Source organism: Citrobacter sp. Cpo221 (assembly GCF_030332345.1).
GTDB lineage: Bacteria > Pseudomonadota > Gammaproteobacteria > Enterobacterales > Enterobacteriaceae > Citrobacter > Citrobacter portucalensis.
The window spans coordinates 43,109-55,376 of sequence record NZ_JAOWIA010000048.1 but is presented as its reverse complement, the minus strand read 5'-3'; the positions used below and the strand labels follow the sequence as shown (position 1 = coordinate 55,376).

Below are 12,268 nucleotides of genomic sequence, written 5' to 3'. Positions count from 1 at the left end.
CTTTCCCCTCCTGATAATGCCCGACGTGTCAGCGTGTCATTCCGGATGCCAGAGGGCATCACTCTAATGCCGATGCAGATTCTTTACCGCTCTGAAAAGTGTATGGATAAAAGCTATAACTCCAGCTTTGAATCTTATCCTGTGCGGGGATACAACGGTTTTACGCAGCCTTTCGTCCGGCAGGGTATGGGGGGGCTGTGGCAGATCAGTATTGCCATTGATGGTGGCGGGCCGTGCCAGTGGCAGCTAAATTCACTGAGAGTAAGTTTCAGGATTGCGGATAATATTCCACTGGTGAAAGGAAAAGAAGTCATTGAGACCAGTTATATCTTTGATTTTGGAGATTATGGCCTCAGTGACGGGTATGGGACAGGGAGGGCAAAAGAGGTCAGTGGAGATCTTGACTTAAAAACGGATTATTTCCCTGAAGTATTTATTAGCCATTTATTTAATCAAACAACATTGAACTTATTTGGTGGAAATACCGGCCCTGAAAAATGGCGAAGGCGTTTTCGGCTTAGGAATACTCAAAACATCCTTATTGAGCCAGTCATTCATTTCGATAAAGTTGTTACATTGACACCTCCAGATGCTCCAGGCAAACTTACGGCAACTTATCCCGATGGCAGTAGTGAAAAGATCCCGCATATTTATCCCAGCTATGAAAAATTGCTGTCGATGAAATGATGATTTATGTAGTTCCCGCCAGAGAATGTGCTGGCGGGATTTTTCATTAATGGCCAATTTCTGAAGAATTACTTACCAATACAGAAGCTGGAGAAAATCCGTCCCAACAGATCGTCGGAGGTAAACTCTCCGGTGATCTCACTGAGGTTCTGCTGTGCCAGACGTAGCTCCTCAGCCAGCAATTCTCCGGCCCATGCTCCGAGCAGTTGGGCTTTACCCTGCTCGAGATGCTCTGCAGCTTCTGCCAGCGCCTGCAGGTGACGACGACGGGCCAGGAAGCCGCCTTCCATATTGGTTTCAAAGCCCATGCTCTGTTTGAGATGGTTACGCAGCACGTCAACGCCTTCACCGGTACGCGCGGAGAGGCGAACCAGTGAGTGGCCATTTACTTCGCTAAGGCCCAGCGTCTCACCGGTAATATCCGCTTTGTTACGCACCACGGTAATCGGCAGTTTGGCCGGCAGACGGGCGATAAAGTCTGGCCAGATGTCAGCCGGGTCCACGGCATCGGTGGTGGTGCCATCAACCATAAACAGCACGCGGTCGGCCTGTTCGATTTCCTGCCAGGCACGTTCGATACCGATGCGTTCAACTTCGTCGCTGGCATCGCGCAGACCGGCGGTGTCGATGATGTGCAGCGGCATGCCGTCGATATGAATATGCTCACGCAGCACGTCGCGGGTAGTCCCGGCGATATCGGTGACAATGGCCGCCTCACGGCCAGCCAGCGCGTTTAGCAAGCTTGATTTCCCGGCGTTTGGACGCCCGGCAATCACCACCTTCATCCCTTCGCGCAGCAGGCTGCCCTGACGCGCTTCCGCACGAACGGCATCAAGATCGCTGATAACGCTGTTGAGTTGCGCTTCAATCTTGCCGTCAGACAGGAAGTCGATTTCTTCATCCGGGAAGTCGATCGCCGCTTCCACATAGATGCGCAGGTGAGTGAGCGCTTCCACAAGATGATTTACCCGCGCGGAAAATGCGCCCTGCAACGAGTTCAGCGCCGAGCGAGCGGCTTGCTCTGAGCTGGCATCGATCAGGTCGGCAATCGCCTCGGCCTGGGCTAAATCGAGCTTATCATTGAGAAACGCTCGCTCGGAGAATTCACCCGGTCTGGCAATGCGCAGCCCGGGAATGGTCAGAATACGTTTGAGCAGCAGGTCAAGAATCACTGGACCGCCGTGGCCCTGAAGCTCTAAAACGTCTTCGCCGGTAAAGGAGTTTGGGCCGGGGAACCACAGGGCAATCCCCTGATCCAGCGCGCTGCCATCCGCGTCTTTAAACGGCAGATAATCGGCATAACGCGGTTTGGGCAGTTTCCCCAGTACGGTTTCTGCGACCTCACGCGCCTTCAGGCCGGAGATACGCAGGATACCCACGCCACCACGTCCCGGTGGGGTGGCCTGAGCGACGATGGTGTCGTTATGGCTCATGGTTTGTCTCTTCTTAATGCAATAAAAAAGGCGGTCTAATGACCGCCCTTTACTTTATGTTCCGTTTGCCGGATGGCGGCTTCGCCTAATCCGGCCTACACCGAATCAGGAGTTTTTCTTCTCGCGGCTATGCAGGCCACGTTTCTCCAGACCACGGTAAATCAGCTGCTGCTGAATAATGGTTACCAGGTTGCTGACGATATAGTACAGCACCAGACCTGACGGGAACCACAGGAAGAACACGGTGAAGATGACCGGCATGAAGGTCATGATCTTCTGCTGCATCGGGTCGGTTACGGTGGTCGGAGACATCTTCTGAATGAAGAACATCGTCACGCCCATCAGAATCGGCAGGATGTAGTACGGGTCCTGTGCAGACAGGTCATGGATCCACAGGGCGAACGGCGCATGACGCAGTTCAATGGAGCCCATCAGCATGTAGTACAACGCAAGGAAGATTGGCATCTGGATGATCAGCGGGAAGCAGCCGCCCAGCGGGTTTACCTTCTCAGCTTTGTACAGGGCCATCATTTCCTGGCTCTGACGCTGTTTGTCATCGCCCAGACGCTCACGCATAGCCTGAATCTTCGGCTGCAGCATACGCATCTTCGCCATGGAGGTGTACTGCGCTTTGGTCAGCGGGTACATGATGCCACGAACGATAAAGGTGATAACGATGATGGAGAAGCCCCAGTTACCCAGGAAGCTATGGATCCACTTCAGCAGTTTAAACAGCGGCTGAGAAATGAACCACAACCAGCCGTAATCCACGGTCAGATCCAGGTGCGGTGCAACGGCCGCCATTTTGTCCTGAATTTCCGGGCCGACCCACAGGGTGCTGGTCATCGCGCCAGTCTGGCCAGGCTGTACCAGTACCGGCTGTGATTTATAGCCGATAGCGGCAATGCCGTTACCCAGGTTAGCGGTATAGAAGTTGTTGGTGCCGTCGTTACGCGGAACCCATGCCGTTGCGAAATACTGTTGCAGCATTGCGACCCAGCCGTCTTTAGCATTGACGTTCAGGTTTTCGTTTTCAGCAATGGTATCGAATTTGTATTTCTCATACTTCTCATCCGGCGTGGAGTACGCCGCGCCACGGAAGGTGTGCAGCGCAAAGTTGCTGCTACCGGTGTCACGATGAGATGGCAGATTGATGGATTGCTTCAGCTGACCAAAGGTGGAGATTTCCAGCGGTTTTTCGCCGGCGTTCTGCACGCTGTAGTTAACGTTGACAGCATATTCACCACGCTTAAGAACAAACGTTTTAGTGAATGTGTTACCCGCTGCGTCAGTATAGGTCATCGGGATCTGCAGTTCGTTCTGACCGTCAGCCAGTACAAACGCGTCTTTATCGACGTTGTACAGCGGACGCGGGCCGTTAGCCGGGTTATCCGGGCCGTCACGACCTGTCAGGCCACTCTGTGCCTGGTAGATGAACTGTGGCGTGGTTTCCAGTAACTGGAACGGTTCGGTAGAACCGAGTTCTTTCGGGTAAGCTGGCAGTGAAGCCTGTTCCACATCACCACCACGGGTGTTGATGGTCAGATCAAGCACGTCAGTTTTAACCGTAATCAGTTTCCCCTGGCCACTGGCCGGTACGCCCTGGTCTGCGGCGCTACCCGCTGCGGTGGTCGTTGTCTGCGTGGTCTGTTGGGCCTGAGGTTGCGGGTTTTTATCCTGCTCCCAGGCTTGCCAGATCATGAAAGACACGAACAGCAAAGCGATGACTAAAAGATTGCGTTGCGAATCCATCGTTAGTGTTCTCTGGTATCAAATGGTCCGGGCGGGACGGGATCGTCACCACCAGGGTGTAAAGGGTGGCATTTTAATACGCGTTTCACCGTCAACCAACTGCCTTTTATCACTCCAAACCTGCGCAATGCCTCAATTCCGTAGCTCGAACAGGTTGGAGTGAAACGGCAATGCGGCCCAAGCAGCGGACTGATCAGGCGTTGATAGACCCGAATGAGGGCTATCAGGACCCGCGAGCCAGGCGACAATGGCGACGCCATAATTTTTCCAACGCTTCCGAGAGAGCACGGTTATCGAGGTCAGCAACCCCTTTTTTCGCCACCACCACGAAATCCATTGCTGGAAGCTCGTGCTGACGTAAACGGAAGCTTTCACGCGTCAGACGTTTAATCCGATTGCGTTCATGCGCACGCTTAACATTTTTCTTGGCGACTGTAAGACCGATACGGGGATGCCCCAGCGAATTCAGGCGGCCGAGGATGGTGATTTGCGGCGTGCCAGCCCGTTGTGGCTGCTGGAAGACGAATGTGAAATGAGTGGGAGTTAACAAACGTAACTCCCTGGGAAATGCGAGCTTAACCACTCAGGGGCTAGCTTTTATTACTTAGAAACGGTCAGACGAGAACGGCCTTTAGCACGACGACGTGCCAGAACCTGACGACCATTTTTATTAGCCATACGAGCACGGAAGCCGTGAGAACGGTTGCGCTTCAGTACAGACGGTTGAAAAGTGCGTTTCATGGCGATTTCTACCTAAACTTGAATAAATTCACTGACTTTTGCGTATACCCGAACGAATTTCGAACGACTTACGCCACAGTGTGGGTGATTAAAGAGGCCGGATTGTAATAATTGTACACTCCGGAGTCAATTCTCTTTCCTTATTTCCCGCTTTTTTCCGCATGGTTTCGCGTAAAAAACAGGCAGCGTTGACGCCGTAAGGCGACCGTTACTCGCTGGGGGTAAGAATTATACGGGCTGGTGGATAAAGCGCAAGGATCGCTCGGGATCTTTATTAGATCGTTTAAGCAGTAAAGCATCTTTACTCATTAATTTTTTCAATATGCGCGCTAAAACCTGCAGCACTTCTCCAGGATCGTTTACACTTAGCCGATTCTGGATCATCCTGTGGATAAATCGGGAAGAATCTGTGAGAAACAGAAGATCTCTTTCTCAGTTTACGCTATGATCCGCGGTCCTGATCGTTTCAATGGATCCTGATCGGGTAAAAATTGCAAATAGCAATTCGCACGTCACCCTTTGCATAGGGTCTTGTCGATGTGCGTCAACAATCATGAATGTTTCAGCCTTTGTCATTTATCGACTTTTGTTCGAGTGGAGTCCGCCGTGTCACTTTCGCTTTGGCAGCAGTGTCTTGCCCGATTGCAGGATGAGTTACCAGCCACAGAGTTCAGTATGTGGATACGCCCGTTGCAGGCGGAACTGAGCGATAACACGCTGGCTTTGTATGCGCCAAACCGTTTCGTGCTCGATTGGGTAAGGGATAAATACCTTAATAATATTAATGGATTACTCAATAATTTCTGTGGCGCGGATGCCCCACAGCTGCGCTTTGAAGTCGGCACTAAACCCGTCACGCAAACGCTGAAAACGCCGGTCAACAACGTTGTTGCGCCCGCCCATGTGGCTCAGCAAGTGCAACCGCAACGTGCTGCTCCGGCGGCGCGTCCAGGCTGGGATAACGTCCCGGCTCCGGCAGAACCTACCTATCGTTCTAACGTCAACGTCAAACACACGTTTGATAACTTCGTTGAAGGTAAATCTAACCAACTGGCGCGCGCGGCGGCACGTCAGGTGGCGGACAATCCTGGCGGCGCCTACAATCCGTTATTCCTTTATGGCGGTACGGGTCTGGGTAAAACCCACCTGCTGCACGCTGTCGGTAACGGCATTATGGCGCGTAAGCCAAACGCCAAAGTGGTGTATATGCACTCCGAGCGATTTGTGCAGGATATGGTCAAAGCCCTGCAAAACAACGCGATCGAAGAGTTTAAACGCTACTACCGTTCCGTTGACGCGCTGCTGATTGACGATATCCAATTCTTCGCGAATAAAGAGCGATCGCAGGAAGAGTTTTTCCACACCTTTAACGCCCTGCTGGAAGGCAATCAGCAGATCATCCTGACCTCGGATCGCTATCCGAAGGAGATCAACGGCGTTGAAGATCGTCTGAAATCCCGCTTTGGCTGGGGACTGACTGTCGCGATCGAACCGCCTGAACTGGAAACGCGTGTTGCGATCCTGATGAAAAAAGCCGACGAAAACGACATTCGTCTGCCAGGTGAAGTAGCGTTCTTTATTGCCAAGCGTCTACGCTCTAACGTACGTGAGCTGGAAGGCGCACTGAACCGCGTGATCGCCAACGCCAATTTTACCGGCCGGGCGATTACTATCGATTTCGTGCGCGAAGCGCTGCGCGATCTGCTGGCTTTGCAGGAAAAGCTGGTCACCATCGACAATATTCAGAAGACGGTGGCGGAGTATTACAAAATCAAAATTGCGGATCTGCTTTCTAAGCGTCGATCTCGCTCGGTAGCTCGCCCGCGCCAGATGGCGATGGCGCTGGCAAAAGAGCTCACTAACCACAGTTTGCCGGAAATCGGCGACGCGTTTGGTGGGCGTGACCATACTACCGTGCTTCATGCCTGCCGCAAGATTGAGCAGTTGCGTGAAGAAAGCCATGATATTAAAGAAGATTTCTCCAATTTAATCAGAACATTATCTTCGTGACGCTATGAAATTTACCGTTGAACGTGAACATTTATTAAAACCGCTTCAGCAGGTCAGCGGCCCGCTGGGTGGACGTCCTACACTGCCTATTCTCGGAAACCTGCTGCTGCAGGTTGCTGACGGCACGCTTTCGCTGACCGGTACCGATCTCGAAATGGAGATGGTGGCGCGCGTGGCGCTGATCCAGCCTCATGAACCTGGTGCTACCACCGTTCCGGCGCGTAAATTCTTCGATATTTGCCGTGGATTGCCGGAAGGCGCGGAAATTGCCGTTCAACTGGAAGGCGACCGTATGCTGGTGCGTTCTGGCCGCAGCCGTTTCTCGCTGTCTACGCTGCCTGCCGCCGACTTCCCGAATCTGGACGACTGGCAGAGCGAAGTCGAATTCACCCTGCCGCAGGCGACGATGAAGCGCCTGATTGAAGCCACGCAGTTTTCGATGGCGCATCAGGACGTACGTTACTACTTAAACGGCATGCTGTTTGAAACCGAAGGGGAAGAGCTGCGTACCGTGGCGACCGACGGCCACCGCCTGGCGGTCTGTTCAATGCCTGTCGGTCAGCCGTTGCCAAGCCATTCGGTGATCGTGCCGCGTAAAGGCGTGATTGAACTGATGCGTATGCTCGACGGCGGCGATAACCCGCTGCGCGTGCAGATTGGCAGCAACAACATTCGTGCGCACGTGGGTGACTTCATCTTTACTTCCAAGCTGGTTGACGGTCGTTTCCCGGATTATCGCCGCGTATTGCCGAAGAATCCGGACAAACATCTGGAAGCCGGTTGCGATATCCTCAAACAGGCGTTTGCTCGTGCGGCGATCCTCTCTAACGAGAAATTCCGCGGCGTGCGTTTGTATGTCAGCGAAAACCAGCTCAAAATCACCGCCAACAACCCGGAGCAGGAAGAAGCGGAAGAAATTCTGGACGTCTCCTATCCTGGTACAGAACTGGAAATCGGCTTTAACGTGAGCTACGTACTGGACGTTCTGAACGCGCTGAAGTGCGAGAACGTGCGTATTCTGCTGACAGATTCCGTATCGAGCGTACAGATTGAAGATGCAGCATCACAGTCGGCTGCCTATGTTGTTATGCCAATGAGACTGTAATGTCGCTCTCCCGCCTGTTGATCCGCGATTTTCGCAATATCGAAAACGCGGATCTCGCTTTATCCCCCGGCTTTAACTTCCTGGTTGGCGCGAATGGCAGCGGCAAAACCAGCGTGCTGGAAGCCATCTATACGCTCGGCCACGGTCGGGCGTTTCGCAGTTTGCAGATTGGCCGCGTGATTCGCCACGAGCAGGAGTCGTTTGTTTTACACGGGCGTTTGCAGGGTGAAGAACGTGAGACGTCGATTGGCCTGACGAAAGATAAACTGGGCGACAGCAAAGTGCGCATTGACGGCACTGACGGGCACAAGGTCGCGGAACTGGCGCACCTGATGCCGATGCAGCTGATCACGCCTGAGGGGTTTACTTTACTCAATGGCGGCCCCAAATACAGAAGAGCATTCCTTGACTGGGGATGCTTTCACAATGAAGCTGGATTTTTCACCGCCTGGAGCAACCTGAAGCGACTGCTCAAGCAGCGCAATGCAGCGCTGCGCCAGGTGAGTCGTTATGAGCAATTGCGTCCGTGGGATAAAGAACTGATCCCACTGGCAGAACAAATCAGCACCTGGCGCGCGGAGTACAGCGCCGGTATCGCGCAGGATATGGCGGATACCTGCCAGCAGTTTCTTCCCGAGTTTTCACTCTCCTTCTCATTCCAGCGCGGCTGGGAGAAAGAGACGGATTATGCCGAAGTGCTGGAACGTAGTTTTGAACGCGATCGCATGTTGACCTACACTGCGCACGGCCCGCATAAGGCGGATTTCCGCATTCGCGCCGACGGTGCGCCGGTGGAAGACACATTGTCGCGTGGGCAGCTAAAGCTGCTGATGTGCGCCTTACGTCTGGCGCAAGGGGAGTTCCTGACCCGTGAAAGCGGGCGGCGCTGCCTGTACCTGATAGATGATTTTGCCTCTGAACTGGATGACGCGCGTCGCGGACTGCTGGCCAGCCGCTTAAAAGCCACGCAATCTCAGGTCTTTGTCAGCGCAATCAGCGCTGAACACGTTATAGACATGTCCGATGAAAATTCGAAGATGTTTACCGTGGAAAAGGGTAAAATAACGGATTAACCCAAGATAAAATGAGCGAGAAACGTTGATGTCGAATTCTTATGACTCCTCCAGTATCAAAGTCCTGAAAGGACTGGATGCGGTGCGTAAGCGCCCGGGTATGTATATCGGCGACACGGATGACGGCACCGGTCTGCACCACATGGTATTCGAGGTGGTAGATAACGCTATCGACGAAGCGCTCGCGGGTCACTGTAAAGATATCGTGGTAACGATTCACGCTGACAACTCCGTGTCCGTTACCGATGATGGCCGTGGTATCCCAACCGGTATTCACCCGGAAGAGGGCGTTTCGGCAGCGGAAGTTATCATGACCGTTTTGCACGCAGGCGGTAAATTCGATGATAACTCCTATAAAGTTTCCGGCGGTCTGCACGGCGTGGGTGTTTCCGTCGTTAACGCCCTGTCACAGAAGCTGGAACTGGTGATTCGTCGTGAAGGCAAAGTGCATCAGCAAACTTACGTGCACGGTGTGCCGCAGGCGCCGCTGGCAGTAACTGGCGAAACAGAACTGACGGGGACTCAGGTCCGTTTCTGGCCAAGCCACGAAACCTTTACCAATGTTGTTGAATTTGAATACGACATTCTGGCGAAACGTCTGCGCGAGCTGTCATTCCTGAACTCCGGCGTCTCTATTCGTCTGCGCGACAAGCGTGACGGCAAAGAAGACCATTTCCACTACGAAGGTGGCATCAAGGCGTTTGTTGAATACCTCAACAAAAACAAAACGCCGATCCACCCGAATATCTTCTACTTCTCCACCGAAAAAGACGGTATCGGCGTTGAAGTTGCGCTGCAGTGGAACGATGGTTTCCAGGAAAACATCTACTGCTTCACCAACAACATTCCACAGCGTGACGGCGGTACTCACCTTGCAGGCTTCCGTGCGGCGATGACCCGTACCCTGAACGCCTACATGGACAAAGAAGGCTACAGTAAAAAAGCGAAAGTCAGCGCTACCGGTGACGATGCCCGTGAAGGCCTGATTGCCGTTGTTTCCGTGAAAGTACCGGATCCGAAGTTCTCCTCACAGACCAAAGACAAGCTGGTCTCCTCTGAGGTGAAATCGGCGGTAGAACAGCAGATGAACGAACTGCTGAGCGAATATCTGCTGGAAAACCCGTCTGACGCGAAAATCGTTGTCGGCAAAATTATTGATGCTGCGCGTGCTCGTGAAGCTGCACGTCGTGCGCGTGAAATGACCCGTCGTAAAGGCGCGCTGGACTTAGCCGGTCTGCCGGGCAAGCTGGCGGACTGTCAGGAACGCGACCCAGCTCACTCTGAACTGTATCTGGTGGAAGGGGACTCCGCGGGTGGCTCTGCGAAGCAGGGACGTAACCGTAAGAACCAGGCGATTCTGCCGCTGAAGGGTAAAATCCTCAACGTCGAGAAAGCGCGCTTTGACAAGATGCTCTCCTCTCAGGAAGTTGCGACGCTGATCACCGCGCTCGGCTGTGGCATCGGTCGTGACGAGTACAACCCGGACAAACTGCGTTATCACAGCATCATCATCATGACCGATGCGGACGTCGACGGCTCGCACATCCGTACGCTGCTGTTGACCTTCTTCTATCGTCAGATGCCGGAAATCGTTGAACGCGGCCACGTCTACATTGCACAGCCACCGCTGTACAAAGTGAAAAAAGGCAAGCAGGAACAGTACATTAAAGATGACGAAGCGATGGATCAGTACCAAATTTCTATCGCTCTGGATGGCGCAACGCTGCACACCAATGCCAGCGCGCCAGCCCTTTCAGGTGAATCGTTAGAGAAACTGGTTTCTGAATACAACGCGACGCAGAAAATGATTGGTCGTATGGAACGTCGTTTCCCGAAAGCGCTGCTGAAAGAACTGGTTTATCAACCGACGCTAGATGAAGCCGATCTCGCTGATGAAGCGAAAGTCACTGCCTGGGTTTCTCAGTTGGTTAACGTGCTGAATGAAAAAGAAATGCACGGCAGCACCTGGAACAGCTTTGTGCGTAAAGACGCTGAACTGAACCTGTTCGAGCCGGTGATCCGCGTCCGTACCCACGGTGTGGATACCGATTATCCGCTGGAGCATGAATTTGTTACCGGTGGCGAATACCGTCGTATTTGTACGCTTGGCGAGAAGCTGCGCGGACTGATCGAAGACGATGCGTTTATCGAACGTGGCGAGCGCCGCCAGCCGGTTGCCAGCTTCGAGCAGGCGCTGGAATGGCTGCAGAAAGAGTCTCGTCGTGGCCTCGCTATCCAGCGTTATAAAGGTCTGGGCGAGATGAACCCGGAACAGCTGTGGGAAACCACCATGGATCCGGAAAGCCGTCGTATGCTGCGCGTTACCGTGAAGGATGCGATTGCTGCCGACCAGCTGTTCACCACGCTGATGGGCGATGCCGTTGAACCGCGTCGCGCGTTTATCGAAGAAAACGCCCTGAAAGCGGCGAACATCGATATTTAAGCCAATCTGTAGGCCGGATAAGGCGGTTTACGCCGCCATCCGGCAAGACGTTGTATTGTGCCTGATGGCGCGTTGCTTATCAGGCCTACAAACGACAACCAATCTACAAAAAGGGGAATCTCGATTCCCCTTTCTATCCCCCTTTTCGTAGCTGTTTTTTGAGCGGAATCGCGTTAGCATGAGGACGGACTCATTTAATCCGGGGAACTCATGGCTATCAAACTTATTGCTATCGACATGGATGGCACACTTCTGCTGCCCGATCACACCATTTCACCAGCGGTCAAAACGGCAATTGCCGCGGCACGCGCGCGTGGCGTGAATGTGGTGCTGACCACGGGACGCCCGTATGCCGGCGTTCACAGCTATCTGAAAGAACTACATATGGAACAACCCGGTGACTACTGCATTACCTACAACGGTGCGCTGGTGCAGAAAGCAGGGGATGGCAGTACCGTGGCGCAAACCGCGCTGAGCTATGATGATTATCGTTACCTGGAACAGCTTTCCCGGGAAGTTGGCTCGCATTTCCACGCCCTCGATCGCAATACGCTGTATACCGCGAACCGTGATATCAGTTACTACACGGTGCACGAATCGTTTGTCGCGACCATCCCGCTAGCGTTCTGTGAAGCCGAGAAAATGGATCCCGCAACCCAGTTCCTGAAAGTGATGATGATTGACGAGCCGGAGATCCTCGATAAAGCTATCTTGCGTATACCTGCGGAAGTAAAAGAGAAGTACACCGTGCTGAAAAGTGCGCCGTATTTCCTCGAAATCCTCGATAAACGCGTCAATAAAGGGACGGGCGTAAAATCGCTGGCCGATGCGTTAGGCATTAAAGCCGAAGAGGTGATGGCGATTGGCGATCAGGAAAACGACATCGCGATGATTGAATACGCAGGCGTGGGCGTTGCCATGGACAACGCTATTCCATCAGTAAAAGAAATCGCCAACTTCGTGACCAAATCCAATCTTGAAGATGGCGTCGCGTACGCCATAGAGAAGTTTGCACTGAATTAAG

At 53.1% G+C, this 12,268-nt stretch carries 12 protein-coding genes; 6 read left to right on the top strand and 6 right to left on the bottom strand.

The window, feature by feature from the left end; genetic code table 11:
• Positions 1-687: hypothetical protein (locus OGY72_RS09990; protein WP_286547718.1), on the top strand; the 687-nt coding region annotated here is incomplete at its 5' end.
• Positions 688-755: 68 nt separating this feature from the next.
• On the opposite strand, the gene mnmE is transcribed toward OGY72_RS09990, so the two are convergent.
• The 6 genes from mnmE to OGY72_RS24920 form a co-directional block, all read right to left on the bottom strand.
• Positions 756-2,120 carry a tRNA uridine-5-carboxymethylaminomethyl(34) synthesis GTPase MnmE gene (gene mnmE, locus OGY72_RS09985; protein ID WP_032945460.1) on the bottom strand — a complete coding sequence of 455 codons (1,365 nt, stop codon included), beginning with the start codon at positions 2,118-2,120 and terminating at the stop codon, positions 756-758.
• A 105-nt stretch (positions 2,121-2,225) separates the two neighbouring features.
• Positions 2,226-3,872 (bottom strand): membrane protein insertase YidC, encoded by a 1,647-nt coding sequence (gene yidC, locus OGY72_RS09980; protein ID WP_003827058.1) that lies wholly within the window; start codon positions 3,870-3,872, stop codon positions 2,226-2,228.
• Positions 3,873-3,874: 2 nt separating this feature from the next.
• A complete protein-coding gene (gene yidD, locus OGY72_RS09975; RefSeq protein ID WP_003023846.1) occupies positions 3,875-4,132 on the bottom strand; it encodes a membrane protein insertion efficiency factor YidD in 258 nt (85 codons plus the stop codon).
• Positions 4,096-4,455 (bottom strand): ribonuclease P protein component, encoded by a 360-nt coding sequence (gene rnpA, locus OGY72_RS09970; RefSeq protein ID WP_003844432.1) that lies wholly within the window; start codon positions 4,453-4,455, stop codon positions 4,096-4,098. The genes yidD and rnpA overlap by 37 nt, the downstream gene beginning before the upstream one ends.
• A 17-nt stretch (positions 4,456-4,472) precedes the next feature.
• Positions 4,473-4,613 (bottom strand): 50S ribosomal protein L34, encoded by a 141-nt coding sequence (gene rpmH / locus OGY72_RS09965; protein WP_003023858.1) that lies wholly within the window; start codon positions 4,611-4,613, stop codon positions 4,473-4,475.
• A 228-nt stretch (positions 4,614-4,841) separates the two neighbouring features.
• Positions 4,842-4,922, bottom strand: coding sequence for a hypothetical protein (locus OGY72_RS24920; RefSeq protein ID WP_418222139.1), 81 nt, complete (start codon positions 4,920-4,922; stop codon positions 4,842-4,844).
• 297 nt (positions 4,923-5,219) lie between these two features.
• Here OGY72_RS24920 and dnaA point away from each other — a divergent pair, with 297 nt between their 5' ends.
• The 5 genes from dnaA to yidA all read left to right on the top strand — a co-directional run bounded on the left by dnaA (position 5,220) and on the right by yidA (position 12,267).
• Positions 5,220-6,623, top strand: coding sequence for a chromosomal replication initiator protein DnaA (gene dnaA / locus OGY72_RS09960; protein WP_003827078.1), 1,404 nt, complete (start codon positions 5,220-5,222; stop codon positions 6,621-6,623).
• Between the two features lie 4 nt (positions 6,624-6,627).
• Complete coding sequence (gene dnaN / locus OGY72_RS09955) at positions 6,628-7,728, top strand: DNA polymerase III subunit beta (protein ID WP_003023863.1); 1,101 nt, start codon at positions 6,628-6,630, stop codon at positions 7,726-7,728.
• Positions 7,728-8,801, top strand: a complete 1,074-nt coding sequence (recF, locus tag OGY72_RS09950) for a DNA replication/repair protein RecF (protein WP_181509893.1) — start codon at positions 7,728-7,730, stop codon at positions 8,799-8,801. The genes dnaN and recF overlap by 1 nt, the downstream gene beginning before the upstream one ends.
• 28 nt (positions 8,802-8,829) lie before the next feature.
• Complete coding sequence (gyrB, locus tag OGY72_RS09945) at positions 8,830-11,244, top strand: DNA topoisomerase (ATP-hydrolyzing) subunit B (protein ID WP_148361298.1); 2,415 nt, start codon at positions 8,830-8,832, stop codon at positions 11,242-11,244.
• A gap of 210 nt (positions 11,245-11,454) precedes the next feature.
• A complete protein-coding gene (gene yidA / locus OGY72_RS09940) occupies positions 11,455-12,267 on the top strand; it encodes a sugar-phosphatase (protein WP_286547715.1) in 813 nt (270 codons plus the stop codon).
• Position 12,268 lies beyond the last annotated feature (1 nt).

Coding starts and splice junctions, on each gene's coding strand:
- mnmE (WP_032945460.1), bottom strand. CDS start 2,120: ATGAGCCATAACGACACCATCGTCGCTCAGGCCACCCCACCGGGACGT.
- yidC (WP_003827058.1), bottom strand. CDS start 3,872: ATGGATTCGCAACGCAATCTTTTAGTCATCGCTTTGCTGTTCGTGTCT.
- yidD (WP_003023846.1), bottom strand. CDS start 4,132: ATGGCGTCGCCATTGTCGCCTGGCTCGCGGGTCCTGATAGCCCTCATT.
- rpmH (WP_003023858.1), bottom strand. CDS start 4,613: ATGAAACGCACTTTTCAACCGTCTGTACTGAAGCGCAACCGTTCTCAC.
- OGY72_RS24920 (WP_418222139.1), bottom strand. CDS start 4,922: ATGAGTAAAGATGCTTTACTGCTTAAACGATCTAATAAAGATCCCGAG.
- dnaN (WP_003023863.1), top strand. CDS start 6,628: ATGAAATTTACCGTTGAACGTGAACATTTATTAAAACCGCTTCAGCAG.
- recF (WP_181509893.1), top strand. CDS start 7,728: ATGTCGCTCTCCCGCCTGTTGATCCGCGATTTTCGCAATATCGAAAAC.
- gyrB (WP_148361298.1), top strand. CDS start 8,830: ATGTCGAATTCTTATGACTCCTCCAGTATCAAAGTCCTGAAAGGACTG.
- yidA (WP_286547715.1), top strand. CDS start 11,455: ATGGCTATCAAACTTATTGCTATCGACATGGATGGCACACTTCTGCTG.